Source organism: Ornithinibacillus bavariensis, from assembly GCF_050433565.1.
GTDB classification, from domain to species: Bacteria; Bacillota; Bacilli; order Bacillales; family Amphibacillaceae; genus Ornithinibacillus; species Ornithinibacillus bavariensis.
This window is the reverse complement of sequence record NZ_JBNPWZ010000014.1, coordinates 23,748-41,451: the sequence shown is the minus strand read 5'-3', so window position 1 is coordinate 41,451 and position 17,704 is coordinate 23,748. Positions and strand designations below refer to the sequence as shown.

Here is a 17,704-nt window from a genome sequence, read left to right as displayed (position 1 = left end):
CCTCTTTACGCTTAGTTATTTAACCTTCTTTAACCGATACAAGATGAGATACTTTGTTAACCATTCCACGAACAGCTGGAGTATCTTCAAGAACTACGGTTTGACGAATCTTTTTTAAACCTAGTGCTTCAACGGTTTTAATTTGCTTTTCTTTTGCACCGATAACACTGCGTGTGAGGGTGATTTCTAATTTTTTAGACATAATGTTTCCCTCCTTATCCTAACAGTTCTTCTACTGACTTTCCGCGAAGTTTAGCAACTTCCTCTGCGCGTTTTAGATTGCTTAAGCCATCCATTGTAGCGCGAATCATGTTAATTGGTGTGTTCGAACCAAGTGACTTCGTTAAAATGTCACCTACACCTGCAAGCTCTAGTACCGCACGAACAGGACCACCAGAGATAACTCCAGTACCTTCAGAAGCTGGCTTCATTAGTACTCGACCAGAACCGAACTCTCCATGAATTTCGTGTGGAATTGTTGTACCAACGATTGGTACAGTAATTAAGTTTTTCTTTGCATCGTCAACTGCCTTTTTAATTGCATCTGGTACCTCTTGCGCTTTACCAGTACCAAATCCAACATGACCATTCTTATCTCCAACAACAACTAGTGCTGCAAAACGGAAACGACGTCCACCTTTAACTACCTTTGCAACGCGGTTTACCGCAACAACGCGCTCTTCAAGATCTAATTTATTAGGATCGATTACTGTTTTCATCTATGTCCCTCCTTTTACGATTAAAATTCAAGACCTGCCTCACGAGCAGCATCTGCTAATGCTTTTACACGACCATGATAAAGGTAGCCTCCACGATCAAATACAACTGATTTATGACCTTTATCTTGGGCACGTTTTGCAACTAATTCTCCAACTTTAGTAGCAGCTTCAACGCTACTTGTTGAATCAAGATTTAATTCTTTCTCAACTGTAGATGCACTTGCTAATGTTACACCATTTGTATCATCTATAAGCTGTGCATAAATGTGTTTATTGGAACGGTACACGTTTAAACGAGGACGTTCAGCAGTTCCGAAAAGATTTTTACGAACGCGGTTATGTCTTCTTTTACGTGCAACATTTTTGTCAGGTTTTGTGATCATCCGGGTCACTCCTTTCTCGCCTAACTAACCTTACTTAGCAGTTTTACCTTCTTTACGACGTACGTATTCATCAACATAGCGAATACCTTTACCTTTGTATGGTTCAGGTTTTCTAATCGCTCTAATGTTGGCAGCAACTGCTCCAACCTTTTCTTTATCAATACCTTTAACGATTACAGAAGTGTTGCTTGGTACTTCGATTTCAATACCTTCAATTGGATCTATTTCAACTGGATGAGAGTATCCAGCGTTTACGACAACTTTGTTACCTTGCTTTTGTGCACGATAACCAACACCGATGATTTGAAGTTGTTTTTCAAAACCTTTTGATACACCTTCAACCATGTTAGCAATGATGCTACGAGTTGTTCCGTGTAATGAACGATGTTCTTTTTGATCACTTGGACGTTCAATAGTCACAACGTTATCTGCAACAACGACTTTCATGTCATGATGAAAATCTCTAGTAAGTTCACCCTTTGGGCCTTTTACAGTTATTGTATTACTGTTAAGTTTTACTTCTACACCACTCGGAATCTCAATTGGCTTAAGTCCTATACGAGACATTCCATGCACCTCCTCATCAATAAAAATTAATTACCAAACATATGCTAGAACTTCGCCACCAACAGCTTGAGCGCGAGCTTCTTTATCAGAAAGAACGCCTTTAGATGTTGATACGATTGCAATTCCTAAGCCATTTAGTACACGAGGTACCTCATCAGCTTTTGCATATACACGTAGTCCTGGCTTACTTATACGCTTAATTCCTGTAATTACTCGTTCTTCATTAACACCGTACTTAAGGAAAATACGTAAGATCCCTTGCTTGTTATCTTCAATAACTTCATAATCACGTACAAAGCCTTCACGCTTTAGAATGTCAGCAATTTCAGTTTTAATTTTAGAAGCAGGAAGCTCTAACTTTTCATGTTTAACCATGTTCGCATTGCGAATACGAGTTAGCATATCTGCGATTGGATCTGTCATAACCATTACTTAATTACCTCCTTCCCTAATCGGGGTTTACCAGCTTGCTTTTTTGACACCAGGAATTTGACCTTTATAGGCAAGTTCGCGGAAACAAATACGGCAAAGTTTAAATTTACGAATTACTGAATGCGGACGACCGCAACGTTCACAACGAGTATATTCTTGAACTTTATACTTTTGTGGGCGTTTTTGTTTCGCAATCATTGATTTTTTAGCCACAAATTTTCCCTCCTTGTATTAGCTCATGTCTATTTTTGGAAAGGCATGCCCAGCTGAGCTAAAAGTTCACGTGCTTCTTCGTCTGTATTAGAAGTTGTTACGATAACAATATCCATACCACGCACTTTACTTACTTTATCGTAGTTAATTTCTGGGAAAATTAATTGTTCTTTAACACCTAAAGTGTAGTTACCACGACCATCAAAAGCTTTTTTCGAGATACCACGGAAGTCACGTACACGTGGTAGTGAAACAGAAATTAGCTTTTGTAGGAATTCATACATGCGCTCACCGCGAAGTGTTACTTTCGCACCAATCGGCATTCCTTCACGTAGACGGAAACCTGCGATTGACTTTTTAGCACGTGTAATCATTGGCTTTTGACCAGAAATTAATGCTAATTCTTCAACAGCGCTATCTAGTGCCTTAGAGTTTTGAACTGCATCACCAACACCCATGTTGACAACAATTTTCTCAACTGCTGGCACTTCCATAATAGACTTGTAGTTAAATTTATTCATTAATGATGGAACAATTTCATCTTGGTATTTTTGTTTTAATTGATTCACCATGTTGCCCTCCTTTCACAGCAAATACTATTTATCTAAAGCTTCTCCGGAACTTTTAGCGATACGAACTTTCTTTCCGTTACGTACTTCATACCCAACACGAGTTGGTTTACCGGATTTCGGATCTACTGGCATCACGTTAGAAACATGAATTGGTGCTTCTAGGTTAAGAATTCCACCTTGTGGATTCTCTTGTGATGGTTTCGCGTGTTTCTTAATCATGTTAACACCCTCAACAAGTACACGGTCCTTTTTTGGATAAGCTTCAAGGATAGTACCGGTTTTGCCGCGATCTTTACCGGAAATAACGATAACTTTATCACCTTTTTTTACATGCATGCTTGACGCACCTCCTTACAAGGTAATTCTCTTCTTATAGAACTTCTGGAGCTAGAGATACGATTTTCATGAATTGTGCATCACGTAATTCACGCGCAACTGGTCCGAAGATACGAGTTCCTCTTGGACTTTTGTCGTCACGAATAATTACTGCAGCATTTTCATCAAAACGAATATACGAGCCATCTTTACGACGTACACCAGATTTAGTACGAACGATTACTGCCTTTACAACGTCACCTTTTTTGACAACGCCTCCTGGTGTTGCTTGTTTTACAGAACAAACGATAACATCACCAATATTAGCAGTTTTTCTGCCGGAGCCACCAAGTACTTTGATAGTAAGCAACTCACGTGCACCTGAGTTATCTGCAACTTTTAAACGAGTTTCTTGTTGAATCATACGCTTTGAGACCTCCCTTCGGATATCTTCCGAACGAACATTATTAGATAATTACCGCTTCTTCAACCACTTCAACTAGACGGAAACGCTTAGTTGCTGAAAGTGGGCGAGTTTCCATGATACGAACAATATCGCCTGTTTTTGCTTGATTGTTTTCATCATGTGCTTTGAACTTTTTAGAGTATTTAACACGTTTACCATATAGCTTATGGTTTTTATAAGTTTCAACTAAAACAGTAATTGTTTTATCCATTTTATCTGAAACGACACGACCTGTATACACTTTACGATTATTACGTTCAGTCATTTTGAGGCTAACCTCCTCTCATTATCAGTTGTTAACGCTTAGTTCACGTTCACGTACTACAGTTTTCATACGAGCAATAGCTTTTCTCACTTCACGAATACGTGCAGTGTTTTCAAGTTGACCAGTTGCTAGTTGAAAGCGTAGGTTAAATAATTCTTCTTTTAATGATTTAACTTTTTGTTCAATTTCGGCAGTGGTTAGTTCTCTGATTTCATTAGCCTTCATTGATTTCACCACCAATTTCTTCACGTTTTACAAATTTAGTTTTGATCGGTAGTTTGTGAGATGCAAGACGTAAAGCCTCACGAGCAACTTCTTCAGAAACTCCAGCAATCTCAAACATTACCTTTCCAGGTTTAACTACTGCTACCCAACCTTCAGGAGCACCTTTACCAGAACCCATTCGGACTTCTAGAGGCTTCGCTGTATAAGGCTTATCTGGGAAAATTTTAATCCATACTTTACCGCCACGTTTCATGTAACGAGTCATAGCGATACGAGCAGCTTCGATTTGGCGACTTGTGATCCAAGAAGCCTCAAGAGCTTGTATTCCATATTCACCAAAAGTAACCTGAGTACCACCTTTTGCTTGGCCTCTCATTTTACCACGATGTTGTCTACGATATTTAACACGTTTAGGCATTAACATAAGAAAAGCCCCCTTCCTTATTTGTTTGTTTTAGTTGGAAGGACTTCACCACGATAGATCCACACTTTAACACCAAGTTTACCGAATGTTGTATCAGCTTCTGCTGTTGCATAATCGATATCAGCACGTAATGTGTGTAGTGGAACTGTTCCTTCACTATAATGTTCAGCACGAGCAATATCTGCGCCACCTAGACGACCAGATACCTGTGTTTTTATTCCTTTTGCACCACCACGCATAGCACGTTGGATAGCTTGCTTTTGTGCACGACGGAATGAAATACGATTTTCTAATTGACGAGCAATATTTTCAGCTACTAGCTTAGCATTTACATCAACTTTTTTGATTTCAACAATGTTAATGTGAACGCGTTTGCCAGTTAGACTATTTAATGAGTTACGTAGAGCTTCTACTTCTGAACCGCCTTTACCAATTACCATTCCTGGCTTACCAGTGTGAATTGTAACGTTAACACGGTTAGCTGCACGTTCAATTTCAATATGAGAAACTGCGGCAGTTTTTAAGCGGTTTTCAAGATATTCTCTAATTTTAATATCTTCATGTAGTAAGTCTGCATAGTCTTTGCCAGCATACCACTTAGACTCCCAGTCTTTAATAATACCGACACGAAGACCATTAGGATTGACTTTTTGACCCACTAATTACCCCTCCTTCTTTTCTGATAGAACCACTGTAATGTGGCTTGTGCGCTTATTAATTTTACTTGCACGTCCTTGAGCGCGTGGACGGAAACGTTTCAATGTTACACCTTCGTTTACGAATGCTTCAGAAACTACTAGGTTATCTGGATCCATTTCGTAGTTGTGTTCTGCGTTAGCGATTGCTGACTTTAACACCTTTTCTACTACAGGAGAAGCACCGCGTTGTGTGTGGCGTAGAATTGCAATTGCTTCGCCAACTTGTTTTCCTCGAATTAAATCAACGACTAATCGCACTTTACGAGGAGCAATACGAACTGATTTTGCTACGGCTTTAGCTTGCATACCCTTTAGCGCCTCCTCTCATTAGCGTTTTGTTTTCTTATCGTCACTAGCGTGTCCTTTGTACGTACGTGTTGGAGCAAATTCACCTAATTTATGTCCAACCATGTCTTCTGTAACATATACAGGCACATGCTTACGTCCATCATAAACCGCAATAGTATGTCCGATGAAGTTCGGGAATATTGTAGAACGACGTGACCAAGTTTTAATCACTTGCTTCTTGTCAGATTCATTCAATTGATCAATTTTTTTCAATAGATGGTCATCTGCAAAAGGTCCTTTTTTTAAGCTACGACCCATGGATAAACCTCCTTTCGAAGTTCAGAAATGGGAATTATTTCCCGTTTAGACAATGTAATTATTTTTTACGTTTACGAACAATATACTTATCAGAAGCTTTATTACGCTTACGTGTTTTATATCCAAGTGTTGGTTTGCCCCAAGGAGTCATTGGTGATTTACGTCCGATAGGAGCACGACCTTCACCACCACCGTGTGGGTGATCGTTAGGGTTCATTACAGATCCACGTACAGTTGGGCGAATACCCATCCAACGAGAACGACCAGCTTTACCAACGCGAATTAGTTCATGTTCTACGTTACCCACTTGACCAACAGTAGCACGGCAAGTTGATAGCACTAAACGAACTTCACCAGAAGCTAAACGTACAAGTGTATATTTATCTTCACGGCCTAGGATTTGTGCTTCAGCACCAGCAGAACGAGCTAATTGTCCTCCGCGACCTGGTTTTAATTCAATATTATGGATTACAGTACCAACTGGAATGTTTGCTAGTGGAAGTGCATTACCCACTTTAATGTCTGCATTTTCTCCAGACTCAATTACTTGACCAACTTGTAATCCTTTTGGTGCTAGAATATAACGCTTTTCACCATCAGCGTAGTTAATTAATGCAATATTAGCGGTACGGTTAGGATCGTATTCGATTGTAGCAACGCTTCCTGGTATACCATCTTTATCGCGTTTAAAGTCAATAATACGATATTGACGCTTATGACCGCCACCTTGATGACGAACCGTTAATTTCCCTTGGTTGTTACGTCCACCACGCTTCGCTAGCGGAGCAAGTAGGGATTTTTCCGGTGTATCTGTAGTGATTTCAGCAAAATCTGATACAGACATATTACGTCTACCATTAGAGGTAGGTTTAAACTTTTTGATCGCCATCTTGTTTTCCCTCCTTCACTTAATATCTCTTAGCCTTCAAAGAAGTCTAGATCTTTGCTGTCAGCGGATAGCTGCACAATTGCTTTTTTACGATCTGGGCGGAAACCACCGTATCGGCCCATTCGCTTGAATTTACCTTTTAGATTGATTGTGTTAACTTTTTCAACTTTTACACCAAAGATTTCTTCAACCGCATCTTTGATTTGTGTTTTGTTCGCTTTTTTACTTACTTCGAACGTATATTTCTTCTCTGCCATAAGATCAGCAGAATGCTCAGTAATTACAGGGCGCTTAATAATATCACGTGCATCAGTCATTATGCAAGCACCTCCCCTGCTTTTTCAGCTGCATCCTTCGTTAAGATAAGTTTGTCATGCATTAATAAATCAAGTACATTAACTTCAGTAACAGATAGAACTTTAACACCTTGAAGGTTGTTAGCTGAACGTACTACATTTTCATCAGTTTCTGCAGTTACGATTAATGCTTTTTCGTTTACATTTAAAGCTCCAAGCATTTTTACAACTTCTTTTGTTTTAGGAGCATCAAATACGATGTTATCTAAAACTACTACGTTTTCTTCTTGTACTTTAGAAGATAATGCAGATTTAAGTGCTAAACGACGAACTTTCTTAGGTAATTTATAGCTATAGCTACGTGGTGTAGGACCGAATACAGTACCACCACCAACCCATTGTGGTGAGCGAATAGAACCTTGACGCGCACGTCCTGTTCCCTTCTGACGCCATGGCTTACGACCTCCGCCACGAACTTCAGAACGGTTTTTAACTTTATGCGTACCTTGACGCATAGAAGCACGTTGCATAACTACCGCTTCGTGTAAAACATGTGTGTTTGGTTCAATACCAAAGACAGAATCGTTTAATTCGATTTCACCTGCTTGTGAACCATCTTGTTTAAATAGTGCTACTTTAGGCATGACATATCCTCCCTTCGTATATATGATTAGTTAGCCTTGATTGCACTCGTGATTTTTACGAATGATTTTTTTGCACCTGGTACATTACCTTTGATTAGTAGTAGGTTGCGTTCTGCATCTACACTAACAACTTCTAGGTTTTGGATCGTTACTTGTTCTTGACCCATATGTCCTGGTAGGTTTTTGCCTGGGAATACGCGCATTGCATCGATTGCTCCCATTGAACCTGGAGATCTATGGTAATGAGAACCGTGTGACATTGGTCCACGTGATTGTCCATGACGCTTAATAGAGCCTTGGAATCCTTTACCCTTTGAAGTTCCAGTTACATCAACCTTTTCGCCCGCTTGGAAAATTTCTACGCTAATCGCTTGACCTACTTCATACTCATCAAGATTAGCATTACGGATTTCACGAACGTAGCGCTTAGGGGTTGTGTTTGCTTTTTCAGCATGACCTTTTTCCGCTTTATTCGTACGAGATTGTTTTAAATCTTGAAAACCTAGTTGAATCGCTTCATATCCATCATTTTCAAGCGTTCTTTTTTGTAAAACTACGTTCGGCTCAGCTTGAATAACAGTAACAGGAATTAATTCACCGTTTTCGTTAAATAGCTGAGTCATGCCGATTTTACGACCTAAGATTCCTTTCGTCATCCGTTACACCTCCTATTATAAAGACAATATTTTATAGTTTAATTTCAATATCTACACCAGATGGTAGATCTAAACGCATTAAAGAATCCACTGTTTGTGGTGTTGGGTTAACAATATCGATTAGACGTTTATGTGTACGCATTTCGAATTGTTCACGTGAGTCCTTGTATTTGTGAACCGCACGTAAAATTGTGTAAACAGCTTTTTCAGTAGGTAATGGAATTGGACCAGAAACTTTTGCTCCAGAACGCTTCGCAGTATCTACAATTTTTTCAGCAGACTGATCAAGAATACGGTGATCATATGCTTTTAAACGGATTCTTATTTTTTCTTTTGCCATTATTTTCCCTCCTTTTCGCCCATATTATAATAGACATACTCCATGAAAATTTCTTAGCACCCCGCCATGGCAAAGGGGCCGGGTGTGCCAACAACCTTCCACATCATCGCCTCGAGTGACCAACATTCTCATTATATAGAATTTATATGGTCAATGCAACCTTTTTTGATGAAAATCTTATATGTTGCACAATTAATTATTATACTTGCTAATTTAAGTGATTGCAAGGTTTCTAAGAAGATTTATAACTTGGGAAAGTTTGGTGTAGCTTCCGATATTATGACCTTTGACCTTTGGTGTATTACGAGAGAATGTGTCATCTGTTCATGTATATAATGGTAGTTTCTATGCTCCAACACAAATTTAACTAGTTAAAAAAAACAAAAAAACAGGTAACGTCGTCACGTTACCTGTTTTCGTAAGCTATTATTATTTTGTAATAGAAGTTACAACGCCTGATCCAACAGTACGTCCGCCTTCACGGATAGAGAAACGAGTACCATCTTCAATAGCGATTGGAGAAATTAGTTCAACATTCATTTCAATGTTGTCTCCAGGCATTACCATTTCTACTCCTTCTGGTAGTGTAATAACACCAGTTACGTCAGTTGTACGGAAGTAGAACTGTGGGCGATAGTTTGAGAAGAATGGAGTGTGACGTCCACCTTCTTCTTTAGACAATACGTAAACTTCAGCTTTAAAATTTGTGTGTGGAGTAATTGAACCTGGCTTAGCAAGTACTTGACCACGGTTAATATCTTCACGAGCCACACCACGAAGTAGTGCACCGATGTTATCTCCAGCTTCAGCATAATCAAGAAGCTTACGGAACATTTCAACACCAGTTACAGTTGATTTACTTGATTCTTCTTGAAGACCAATGATTTCAACTTCGTCTCCAACTTTAACTTGACCGCGCTCAACACGACCTGTAGCAACAGTACCACGACCAGTGATTGAGAATACGTCCTCAACAGGCATCATGAATGGTTTGTCAGTGTCACGTTCTGGAGTTGGTACATATTCGTCAACAGCGTTCATTAGCTCAACGATTCTTTCTTCATACTCTGCATCACCTTCTAGTGCTTTAAGAGCAGAACCTTTGATTACTGGAACATCGTCACCAGGGAAGTCGTATTCAGATAGTAGGTCACGTACTTCCATTTCAACTAATTCTAGTAATTCTTCATCGTCAACCATGTCAACTTTGTTTAAGAATACAACGATAGTTGGAACACCTACGTTACGAGAAAGTAGGATGTGCTCACGAGTTTGTGGCATTGGACCATCAGCAGCAGATACTACTAGGATAGCTCCGTCCATTTGTGCAGCACCAGTGATCATGTTTTTAACATAGTCAGCGTGTCCTGGGCAGTCTACGTGTGCATAGTGACGAGTTTCAGTTTCGTACTCAACGTGAGAAGTAGCGATTGTGATACCACGTTCTCTTTCTTCTGGAGCACCGTCGATTTGGTCATAAGCCATTGCAGTACCTTTACCGCTTTTCTTAGCCATTACAGTTGTGATAGCAGCAGTTAATGTAGTTTTACCATGGTCAACGTGTCCGATTGTACCAATGTTAACGTGTGATTTGGAACGGTCAAATTTTTCTTTAGCCATTTATATTTCCTCCTTTAAATAAATGAAAGATTTTTTAAGTATATGTTGGAGCTAAGAAATAAAACTTGTTTATTTCTTAGCTTACACTAAAAGTTATACTTGAGAATAAAGAAAAAATCAATTATTCTCCAGCGTTTTTCTTAATAATTTCTTCTGCAATGCTCTTTGGTACTTCTTCATAGTGATCAAAGTGCATTGTATATGTTCCACGACCTTGTGTGTTTGAACGCAATGCAGTTGCATATCCAAACATTTCAGAAAGAGGAACCATTGCTCTAATTACTTGAGCATTACCACGAGCTTCCATTCCTTCTACACGTCCACGACGGGAAGTAACGTCACCCATGATATCACCCATGTATTCTTCTGGAACAACAATTTCAACTTTTTCAATTGGTTCTAAAAGTACAGGGTTACATTTATTTTTAGCAGCTTTAAGAGCCATAGATGCAGCTACTTTAAACGCCATTTCGTTTGAGTCTACATCATGGTAGCTACCATCAAATAATGATGCTTTTACATCGATTAATGGATAACCAGCTAATACACCATTTTCCATTGCTTCTCTAACACCTTGTTCAACAGCAGGGATGTATTCACGTGGTACCACACCACCAACGATGTTATTGTTAAATTCAAAGCCAGCGCCTTCTTCGTTTGGCTCAAATTTAATCCAAACGTGACCGTATTGTCCACGTCCACCAGACTGACGTACGAATTTACCTTCGACTTCAGCAGCTGCACGGAATGTTTCACGGTATGCTACTTGTGGAGCACCAACATTCGCCTCTACTTTGAACTCACGCTTTAAACGGTCCACAATGATATCTAAGTGAAGCTCACCCATACCAGAGATGATTGTTTGACCAGTTTCAGGATTTGTTTCAGTTCTGAATGTAGGGTCCTCTTCAGCTAGTTTACCTAACGCAATACCCATTTTATCTTGGTCTGCTTTTGTTTTAGGCTCGATAGCTACAGAGATAACTGGCTCTGGGAATTCCATTGATTCAAGAATTACTAAATTCTTTTCATCACACAATGTGTCACCAGTAGATGTATCCTTTAATCCTACCGCAGCAGCAATTTCACCAGCGTAAACCTTTGAAATTTCTTGACGGTGGTTAGCGTGCATTTGAAGAATACGACCAATACGCTCACGCTTATCTTTAACCGAGTTACGAACATAAGAACCAGAATCTAAAGTTCCTGAGTAAACACGGAAGAAGGTTAACTTTCCAACAAATGGGTCGGTCATAACTTTAAATGCTAGAGCTGCAAACGGTTCATCATCACTTGAAGGACGAGTGATTTTTTCTTCCGTACCAGGAACAGTACCCTCGATTGGAGGAATATCAGTTGGTGCTGGAAGATAATCAATTACACCATCAAGCATTAATTGAACACCTTTGTTTTTAAATGCAGATCCACAGAATACTGGGTAGAATTCTACGCTAAGTGTAGCATTACGAATTGCCTTTTTAAGCTCTTCATTAGAGATTTCTTCTCCCTCTAAGTATCTCATCATTAGATCTTCATCTAACTCAGAAACAGCCTCAATTAGGCTAGTGCGTAATTCTTCTGCCTTATCTTTTAGATCTTCTGGGATTTCACGTGCTTCGTCAACTGTACCAAGATCATCAAGATAATAGTGTGCTTCCATATTAATAAGGTCAATAATACCATTAAATTGGTCTTCAGCACCGATAGGTAATTGCACTGGGTGTGCATTTGCTCCTAAGCGGTCTTTTAATGTACCTACTGAATATAAAAAGTCAGCACCTGTTTTATCCATTTTGTTAACGAAAACAATACGTGGAACACCATAGGTTGTTGCTTGACGCCATACTGTTTCAGTTTGTGGTTCTACACCAGATTGAGCATCAAGTACTGTAACAGCTCCGTCAAGTACGCGTAATGAACGCTCAACTTCTACGGTGAAGTCAACGTGTCCTGGAGTATCAATGATATTGATACGATGGTTTTTCCATTGAGCAGTTGTCGCAGCGGATGTAATCGTGATTCCGCGCTCTTGCTCTTGTTCCATCCAGTCCATTTGGGAAGCACCTTCATGTGTTTCACCAATTTTATGAATGCGTCCTGTATAGAAAAGAATACGCTCAGTTGTAGTGGTTTTACCTGCATCGATGTGTGCCATAATACCAATATTGCGCGTCTTTTCCAAGGAGAACTCTCTTGCCATGTATTCTTCTCCTTCCTGCTAAAGGCTTTATATTTGTTTAAATTACCAACGATAGTGAGCAAACGCTTTGTTTGCTTCTGCCATTTTGTGCATATCTTCGCGCTTCTTAACAGCAGCTCCTGTGTTGTTTGAAGCATCTAGGATTTCGTTAGCTAAACGTTCTTCCATTGTTTTCTCTCCGCGTAAGCGTGCATAGTTAACAAGGTAACGTAAGCCTAAAGTTTGACGACGTTCTGGACGAACTTCAACCGGTACTTGGTAGTTAGAACCACCAACACGGCGTGCACGTACTTCAAGTACAGGCATAACATTTTTCATTGCTTGTTCAAATACTTCCATCGGATTTTGTCCGCTACGCTCTTGAACTAGTTCAAATGCATTATAAAGAATTTTTTGAGCAATGCCTCGTTTACCATCAATCATGATTTGGTTGATTAAACGAGTTACTAGTTTTGAATTATAAAGTGGATCTGGCAAGACATCGCGCTTAGGTACTGGTCCTTTACGTGGCATATGTCCCCCTCCTTTCTTTCATCTGTGTTGTGAACAATCATTATTTCTTCTCTTTAGGGCGTTTTGTACCATATTTAGAGCGTCCTTGCATACGGCCATCTACTCCAGCTGTATCAAGTGCGCCACGTACGATGTGATAACGTACCCCTGGTAAGTCTTTTACACGTCCTCCACGGATTAAAACTACACTGTGTTCCTGTAGATTGTGTCCAATTCCAGGAATGTATGCAGTTACTTCCATGTTGTTTGATAAACGAACACGAGCATATTTACGTAATGCAGAGTTCGGTTTTTTCGGGGTTAGTGTACCAACACGAGTACAAACACCACGTTTTTGTGGAGAGTTTTCATTTGTTAATGATTTCTTGAAGCTGTTGTACCCTTTATTAAGTGCTGGTGAGTCAGATTTCTTAGGTTTGCTTTCGCGACCTTTGCGAACAAGTTGGTTAATTGTAGGCATTTTCGATTTCCTCCCTTCTGGTTTACTAAAAAACAGCTAGTAATCACCCGGTTTGTAATACCACACATCCAGGTGGTTCATCTTGAAGCAAAAAACAAAGCTTTCGCGAGAATCTATCCCGCCAAAACCATCACTTTTTTATTGCTACACTCGATGCGCCAACATCAATTCCGCATGCGGCACCTAGCTTTTTCATGGAATCAACACGCTGACACGGAATGCCCAGCGATTTAGCTAATTCTTCAATCTCTTGTGTTTTTCGCCGATCAGCATCTTCAGCTATAAACACTTCACTTACATGGCCATTTTTCATAGCCTTCAGTGTTTGCTTCATGCCAATTACTAGCTGTGATTTTACTTTCGTCACTTTTTCATAAGACATAATTATATCCTCCAAAGTAACAAGTATAAATCGGAAGCACCTTGAATATATTATCATTCTCGTTTTACAATGTCAACTAGAATTTATAACATTTTGGTGCTTCCGATTATAATTTTTTTATCTAGAAAGCCTTAAACAATCGAAAGCTTAAATCATTTTTCTTACTGTACAGGCTGTTCTACTTCTTCTTCTAATACCTCTTCCGTTTCAACCTTTGGTAGTTGAACTTTTCGGTAACGTTGCATTCCTGTACCTGCTGGAACAAGCTTACCGATAATAACGTTCTCTTTTAGACCTAGTAATTCGTCTCGTTTACCCTTGATTGCAGCATCTGTTAGAACCCTTGTAGTTTCTTGGAAGGATGCAGCAGATAGGAACGAATCAGTTTCTAATGAAGCTTTAGTGATACCTAGTAGTACTGGCTTACCAACTGCTGGTTGGTTACCTTCCATGAGTACTTTATGGTTAGCTTCCTTAAACTGATGCAGCTCAAGTAGAGAACCAGGTAAGACATCCGTATCACCAGCATCAATTACACGTACTTTACGAAGCATTTGTCGTACCATAACCTCAACGTGTTTATCACCAATTTCAACACCTTGCATACGGTATACTCGTTGCACTTCACGTAGCAAGTAATCCTGAACACCTGCAACACCTTGGACACGTATTAATGCCTTTGGATCCACTGATCCTTCTGTAAGCTCCTGTCCGGCAATTACTTCATCACCAACAGAAACCTTAAGTCGAGCATTGTATGGAACGGCATATGAGCGTTGTTCTACTTCACCTTGGATTACAACTTCATGTTTATCCTTCGCTTCATGAATTTCTAAGACTGTTCCATAAATTTCACTAATAACAGCCTGACCTTTCGGGTTACGTGCTTCAAACAACTCCTGAATACGTGGTAAACCTTGTGTAATGTCATCTCCAGCAACCCCACCAGTGTGGAACGTACGCATTGTTAGCTGTGTTCCAGGCTCACCAATCGATTGTGCAGCGATAATTCCAACCGCTTCGCCAACCTCTACCTCAGAGCCTGTTGCTAAATTGCGACCATAACACTTCTTACAAACACCGTGTTTTGTATTACATGTAAACACTGTGCGGATTGTTACTTTTTCAATACCAGCTTCCACAATTTGCTTCGCTTGGTCTTCACTGATGACAGTATCATACTCCACTATTACCTCTTTTGTCTCAGGGTGCACAACTGTTTCAAAAGCTGTACGTCCAACTAATCGGTCGAATAGTGGTTCTATTACCTCATTACCGTCCATTAAAGCGGTAACTGGAAGTCCTCGATCTGTTCCACAATCAGTTTCGCGAACAATTACATCCTGTGCAACATCAACAAGACGACGAGTTAAGTATCCTGAGTCAGCTGTTTTTAATGCGGTATCCGCAAGACCTTTACGCGCACCGTGGGTAGAAATAAAGTACTCTAATACTGTTAAGCCTTCACGGAAGCTTGATTTAATTGGTAATTCAATGATTCGACCAGCCGGGTTAGCCATTAGTCCACGCATACCAGCAAGCTGTGTAAAGTTAGATGCATTACCACGAGCTCCAGAGTCACTCATCATAAAGATTGGGTTACGGTTATCAAGTGATTCCATTAACCTATCCTGAATCGTATCTTTTGCTTGTGACCATATAGCGATAACACGATCATAGCGCTCTTCTTCCGTGATTAGACCACGGCGGAATTGCTTCATTACATTATCAACTTTCTTTTGCGCTTCATTTAGAATTTCTTCTTTTTCTGGTAATACCACGATATCGGAAATACCTACCGTCATACCAGCTGTAGTAGACATGCTAAAACCAAGATCCTTCATACGGTCAAGCATTCTAGATGTTTCCGTAATCTTAAATCGTTTGAACACCTCTGCAATGATATCACCGAGGAATCCCTTCTTAAATGGCTTGATGATTTCTCTCTTTTTAATCTCTTCTTTAATGTTTGTTCCTTTTTCCACAAAATAGTGTTCAGGAGTACGTTGTTCAAGATTAAATTTCGTTGGCTCATTAATATAAGGGAATGAATCTGGCAAAATCTCATTAAAGATTAACTTACCTACTGTTGTTAACAATAATTGATTATTTTGCTCTTCAGTAAATGTTTTGTTGTTCAAAGTAGATGCCTTAACAGCAATACGTGTATGCAAATGAACAAAGCCGTTTTGATATGCAACTCTAGCTTCATTTACATCTGTGACTACTGTACCTTCACCGATAGCACCTTCACGTTCTAGTGTTAAGTAATAGTTTCCTAACACCATATCCTGTGATGGTGTAACAACTGGTTTTCCATCCTTTGGATTAAGAATGTTTTGTGCAGCAAGCATTAACAAACGTGCTTCTGCTTGTGCCTCAGCAGATAGTGGTACGTGAACAGCCATTTGGTCACCATCAAAGTCAGCGTTATAAGCTGTACATACTAATGGATGCAGACGGATTGCACGACCTTCTACTAGTGTTGGTTCAAAAGCCTGTATTCCCAATCTGTGAAGAGTAGGTGCACGGTTAAGTAAAACCGGGTGTTCTTTAATAACGTCTTCTAATACGTCCCAAACATCAGGATGAACACGTTCAATTTTACGTTTAGCTGATTTGATGTTATGTGCAATACCACGCTCTACTAGCTCTTTCATAATAAATGGCTTAAACAGTTCAAGTGCCATTTCTTTTGGTAATCCACATTGATACATTTTTAAGTTTGGACCAACTACAATTACAGAACGTCCAGAGTAATCAACACGTTTTCCAAGTAAATTTTGACGGAAACGACCTTGCTTACCCTTAAGCATATGAGAAAGTGATTTTAATGGACGATTTCCCGGTCCAGTAACTGGACGACCACGACGACCATTATCAATCAAAGCATCAACAGCTTCTTGTAGCATACGTTTTTCGTTTTGCACAATGATACTTGGTGCACCTAAATCTAATAAACGCTTTAGACGATTATTACGGTTAATTACACGACGATATAAATCGTTTAGATCAGAGGTTGCAAAACGTCCACCATCTAACTGAACCATTGGTCTAATCTCTGGTGGAATAACAGGAAGTACATCTAAGATCATCCAAGATGTTTCATTTCCTGAGTTACGGAATGCCTCTAATACTTCTAATCGCTTAATTGCTCTTGTTCTGCGTTGCCCTTGAGCTGTTTTCAGCTCTTCTTTTAATGCATCAACCTCTTTATCAAGGTCAATATCTTGAAGAAGCTTGCGAATAGCCTCCGCACCCATTTGTGCTTTAAACGAAGAACCGTATTTTTCATAATACGTACGGTATTCTTTTTCAGAAAGTAGTTGTTTCTTTTCTAAAGGCGTATTTCCTGGATCTGTAACAATATATGCAGCAAAATAAATAACTTCCTCCAAAGCACGTGGAGACATATCTAATACAAGACCCATTCGACTTGGAATTCCTTTGAAATACCAAATATGTGACACAGGTGCAGCTAATTCAATATGTCCCATACGTTCACGGCGAACTTTAGACTTCGTTACTTCTACACCACAGCGATCACAAACAACACCCTTATAACGAACTCTTTTATATTTTCCGCAATGACATTCCCAGTCTTTCGTTGGACCAAAAATGCGTTCACAGAATAACCCATCTTTCTCTGGTTTCAATGTACGATAGTTAATCGTTTCTGGTTTTTTTACTTCACCATAGGACCATGAACGGATTTTTTCTGGTGAAGCTAGACCAATCTTCATAAATTCAAAATTATTTACATCTAACAAGGGTATACCTCCCTTTTTAATGTCCGTTTTTACGATGAATTACCTTGCT

At 39.6% G+C, this 17,704-nt stretch carries 26 protein-coding genes; all 26 read right to left on the bottom strand.

Features of this window, described 5'->3' with window-relative positions; genetic code table 11:
• Nucleotides 1–19: 19 nt before the first annotated feature.
• Complete coding sequence (gene rpmD / locus HNR27_RS16780) at nt 20–202, bottom strand: 50S ribosomal protein L30 (RefSeq protein ID WP_212922220.1); 183 nt, start codon at nt 200–202, stop codon at nt 20–22.
• A 13-nt stretch (nt 203–215) separates the two neighbouring features.
• Nucleotides 216–719 carry a 30S ribosomal protein S5 gene (gene rpsE / locus HNR27_RS16775; protein ID WP_212922221.1) on the bottom strand — a complete coding sequence of 168 codons (504 nt, stop codon included), beginning with the start codon at nt 717–719 and terminating at the stop codon, nt 216–218.
• Between the two features lie 20 nt (nt 720–739).
• A complete protein-coding gene (gene rplR, locus HNR27_RS16770; protein ID WP_212922222.1) occupies nt 740–1,102 on the bottom strand; it encodes a 50S ribosomal protein L18 in 363 nt (120 codons plus the stop codon).
• Between the two features lie 30 nt (nt 1,103–1,132).
• Nucleotides 1,133–1,669: a 50S ribosomal protein L6 gene (gene rplF / locus HNR27_RS16765; protein ID WP_212922223.1), complete on the bottom strand. Its 537-nt coding sequence runs from the start codon at nt 1,667–1,669 to the stop codon at nt 1,133–1,135.
• Nucleotides 1,670–1,699: 30 nt separating this feature from the next.
• The gene (gene rpsH / locus HNR27_RS16760) at nt 1,700–2,098 is read right to left on the bottom strand and encodes a 30S ribosomal protein S8 (protein ID WP_212922224.1); all 399 of its coding nucleotides are present in this window, start codon (nt 2,096–2,098) and stop codon (nt 1,700–1,702) included.
• Between the two features lie 30 nt (nt 2,099–2,128).
• Nucleotides 2,129–2,314 carry a type Z 30S ribosomal protein S14 gene (locus HNR27_RS16755; protein WP_010652082.1) on the bottom strand — a complete coding sequence of 62 codons (186 nt, stop codon included), beginning with the start codon at nt 2,312–2,314 and terminating at the stop codon, nt 2,129–2,131.
• A gap of 29 nt (nt 2,315–2,343) precedes the next feature.
• Nucleotides 2,344–2,883, bottom strand: a complete 540-nt coding sequence (gene rplE / locus HNR27_RS16750; RefSeq protein WP_212922261.1) for a 50S ribosomal protein L5 — start codon at nt 2,881–2,883, stop codon at nt 2,344–2,346.
• A 27-nt stretch (nt 2,884–2,910) separates the two neighbouring features.
• Nucleotides 2,911–3,222 (bottom strand): 50S ribosomal protein L24, encoded by a 312-nt coding sequence (rplX, locus tag HNR27_RS16745; RefSeq protein ID WP_212922225.1) that lies wholly within the window; start codon nt 3,220–3,222, stop codon nt 2,911–2,913.
• A gap of 34 nt (nt 3,223–3,256) precedes the next feature.
• Nucleotides 3,257–3,625: a 50S ribosomal protein L14 gene (gene rplN, locus HNR27_RS16740; RefSeq protein ID WP_010095756.1), complete on the bottom strand. Its 369-nt coding sequence runs from the start codon at nt 3,623–3,625 to the stop codon at nt 3,257–3,259.
• A 43-nt stretch (nt 3,626–3,668) separates the two neighbouring features.
• The gene (gene rpsQ, locus HNR27_RS16735) at nt 3,669–3,932 is read right to left on the bottom strand and encodes a 30S ribosomal protein S17 (RefSeq protein WP_042145406.1); all 264 of its coding nucleotides are present in this window, start codon (nt 3,930–3,932) and stop codon (nt 3,669–3,671) included.
• Nucleotides 3,933–3,956: 24 nt separating this feature from the next.
• Nucleotides 3,957–4,157, bottom strand: a complete 201-nt coding sequence (rpmC, locus tag HNR27_RS16730; protein WP_212922262.1) for a 50S ribosomal protein L29 — start codon at nt 4,155–4,157, stop codon at nt 3,957–3,959.
• Complete coding sequence (gene rplP, locus HNR27_RS16725; protein ID WP_010095762.1) at nt 4,147–4,581, bottom strand: 50S ribosomal protein L16; 435 nt, start codon at nt 4,579–4,581, stop codon at nt 4,147–4,149. The genes rpmC and rplP overlap by 11 nt, the downstream gene beginning before the upstream one ends.
• 17 nt (nt 4,582–4,598) lie before the next feature.
• Nucleotides 4,599–5,240 (bottom strand): 30S ribosomal protein S3, encoded by a 642-nt coding sequence (gene rpsC / locus HNR27_RS16720; RefSeq protein ID WP_212922226.1) that lies wholly within the window; start codon nt 5,238–5,240, stop codon nt 4,599–4,601.
• Between the two features lie 3 nt (nt 5,241–5,243).
• Complete coding sequence (gene rplV, locus HNR27_RS16715) at nt 5,244–5,585, bottom strand: 50S ribosomal protein L22 (protein WP_212922227.1); 342 nt, start codon at nt 5,583–5,585, stop codon at nt 5,244–5,246.
• 21 nt (nt 5,586–5,606) lie between these two features.
• A complete protein-coding gene (gene rpsS, locus HNR27_RS16710) occupies nt 5,607–5,885 on the bottom strand; it encodes a 30S ribosomal protein S19 (RefSeq protein ID WP_212922228.1) in 279 nt (92 codons plus the stop codon).
• A gap of 58 nt (nt 5,886–5,943) precedes the next feature.
• On the bottom strand, nt 5,944–6,774 hold the full coding sequence (gene rplB, locus HNR27_RS16705; protein WP_212922229.1) for a 50S ribosomal protein L2: 831 nt from the start codon (nt 6,772–6,774) through the stop codon (nt 5,944–5,946).
• A 29-nt stretch (nt 6,775–6,803) separates the two neighbouring features.
• Nucleotides 6,804–7,091 carry a 50S ribosomal protein L23 gene (gene rplW, locus HNR27_RS16700; protein WP_212922230.1) on the bottom strand — a complete coding sequence of 96 codons (288 nt, stop codon included), beginning with the start codon at nt 7,089–7,091 and terminating at the stop codon, nt 6,804–6,806.
• On the bottom strand, nt 7,091–7,714 hold the full coding sequence (rplD, locus tag HNR27_RS16695; RefSeq protein WP_429340555.1) for a 50S ribosomal protein L4: 624 nt from the start codon (nt 7,712–7,714) through the stop codon (nt 7,091–7,093). Before rplD ends, rplW begins: the two co-directional genes overlap by 1 nt.
• A gap of 26 nt (nt 7,715–7,740) precedes the next feature.
• On the bottom strand, nt 7,741–8,370 hold the full coding sequence (rplC, locus tag HNR27_RS16690) for a 50S ribosomal protein L3 (protein WP_212922232.1): 630 nt from the start codon (nt 8,368–8,370) through the stop codon (nt 7,741–7,743).
• A gap of 31 nt (nt 8,371–8,401) precedes the next feature.
• Nucleotides 8,402–8,710: a 30S ribosomal protein S10 gene (gene rpsJ, locus HNR27_RS16685; RefSeq protein ID WP_010095771.1), complete on the bottom strand. Its 309-nt coding sequence runs from the start codon at nt 8,708–8,710 to the stop codon at nt 8,402–8,404.
• Between the two features lie 429 nt (nt 8,711–9,139).
• Entirely contained in the window at nt 9,140–10,330 is a 1,191-nt protein-coding gene (gene tuf / locus HNR27_RS16680; protein ID WP_212922234.1) for an elongation factor Tu, read from the bottom strand.
• 121 nt (nt 10,331–10,451) lie between these two features.
• Entirely contained in the window at nt 10,452–12,530 is a 2,079-nt protein-coding gene (fusA, locus tag HNR27_RS16675; RefSeq protein WP_212922235.1) for an elongation factor G, read from the bottom strand.
• Nucleotides 12,531–12,572: 42 nt separating this feature from the next.
• The gene (gene rpsG, locus HNR27_RS16670) at nt 12,573–13,043 is read right to left on the bottom strand and encodes a 30S ribosomal protein S7 (RefSeq protein WP_212922236.1); all 471 of its coding nucleotides are present in this window, start codon (nt 13,041–13,043) and stop codon (nt 12,573–12,575) included.
• Between the two features lie 40 nt (nt 13,044–13,083).
• The gene (rpsL, locus tag HNR27_RS16665; RefSeq protein WP_047983292.1) at nt 13,084–13,503 is read right to left on the bottom strand and encodes a 30S ribosomal protein S12; all 420 of its coding nucleotides are present in this window, start codon (nt 13,501–13,503) and stop codon (nt 13,084–13,086) included.
• A 130-nt stretch (nt 13,504–13,633) separates the two neighbouring features.
• The gene (locus tag HNR27_RS16660) at nt 13,634–13,885 is read right to left on the bottom strand and encodes a ribosomal L7Ae/L30e/S12e/Gadd45 family protein (protein ID WP_212922237.1); all 252 of its coding nucleotides are present in this window, start codon (nt 13,883–13,885) and stop codon (nt 13,634–13,636) included.
• A gap of 161 nt (nt 13,886–14,046) precedes the next feature.
• Nucleotides 14,047–17,655 (bottom strand): DNA-directed RNA polymerase subunit beta', encoded by a 3,609-nt coding sequence (rpoC, locus tag HNR27_RS16655; RefSeq protein ID WP_280530762.1) that lies wholly within the window; start codon nt 17,653–17,655, stop codon nt 14,047–14,049.
• Between the last annotated feature and the right edge of the window lie 49 nt (nt 17,656–17,704).

Coding starts and splice junctions, on each gene's coding strand:
- rpmD (WP_212922220.1), bottom strand. CDS start 202: ATGTCTAAAAAATTAGAAATCACCCTCACACGCAGTGTTATCGGTGCA.
- rpsE (WP_212922221.1), bottom strand. CDS start 719: ATGAAAACAGTAATCGATCCTAATAAATTAGATCTTGAAGAGCGCGTT.
- rplR (WP_212922222.1), bottom strand. CDS start 1,102: ATGATCACAAAACCTGACAAAAATGTTGCACGTAAAAGAAGACATAAC.
- rplF (WP_212922223.1), bottom strand. CDS start 1,669: ATGTCTCGTATAGGACTTAAGCCAATTGAGATTCCGAGTGGTGTAGAA.
- rpsH (WP_212922224.1), bottom strand. CDS start 2,098: ATGGTTATGACAGATCCAATCGCAGATATGCTAACTCGTATTCGCAAT.
- rplX (WP_212922225.1), bottom strand. CDS start 3,222: ATGCATGTAAAAAAAGGTGATAAAGTTATCGTTATTTCCGGTAAAGAT.
- rplN (WP_010095756.1), bottom strand. CDS start 3,625: ATGATTCAACAAGAAACTCGTTTAAAAGTTGCAGATAACTCAGGTGCA.
- rpsQ (WP_042145406.1), bottom strand. CDS start 3,932: ATGACTGAACGTAATAATCGTAAAGTGTATACAGGTCGTGTCGTTTCA.
- rpmC (WP_212922262.1), bottom strand. CDS start 4,157: ATGAAGGCTAATGAAATCAGAGAACTAACCACTGCCGAAATTGAACAA.
- rplP (WP_010095762.1), bottom strand. CDS start 4,581: ATGTTAATGCCTAAACGTGTTAAATATCGTAGACAACATCGTGGTAAA.
- rplV (WP_212922227.1), bottom strand. CDS start 5,585: ATGCAAGCTAAAGCCGTAGCAAAATCAGTTCGTATTGCTCCTCGTAAA.
- rpsS (WP_212922228.1), bottom strand. CDS start 5,885: ATGGGTCGTAGCTTAAAAAAAGGACCTTTTGCAGATGACCATCTATTG.
- rplB (WP_212922229.1), bottom strand. CDS start 6,774: ATGGCGATCAAAAAGTTTAAACCTACCTCTAATGGTAGACGTAATATG.
- rplW (WP_212922230.1), bottom strand. CDS start 7,091: ATGACTGATGCACGTGATATTATTAAGCGCCCTGTAATTACTGAGCAT.
- rplD (WP_429340555.1), bottom strand. CDS start 7,714: ATGCCTAAAGTAGCACTATTTAAACAAGATGGTTCACAAGCAGGTGAA.
- rplC (WP_212922232.1), bottom strand. CDS start 8,370: ATGACGAAAGGAATCTTAGGTCGTAAAATCGGCATGACTCAGCTATTT.
- rpsJ (WP_010095771.1), bottom strand. CDS start 8,710: ATGGCAAAAGAAAAAATAAGAATCCGTTTAAAAGCATATGATCACCGT.
- tuf (WP_212922234.1), bottom strand. CDS start 10,330: ATGGCTAAAGAAAAATTTGACCGTTCCAAATCACACGTTAACATTGGT.
- fusA (WP_212922235.1), bottom strand. CDS start 12,530: ATGGCAAGAGAGTTCTCCTTGGAAAAGACGCGCAATATTGGTATTATG.
- rpsG (WP_212922236.1), bottom strand. CDS start 13,043: ATGCCACGTAAAGGACCAGTACCTAAGCGCGATGTCTTGCCAGATCCA.
- rpsL (WP_047983292.1), bottom strand. CDS start 13,503: ATGCCTACAATTAACCAACTTGTTCGCAAAGGTCGCGAAAGCAAACCT.
- HNR27_RS16660 (WP_212922237.1), bottom strand. CDS start 13,885: ATGTCTTATGAAAAAGTGACGAAAGTAAAATCACAGCTAGTAATTGGC.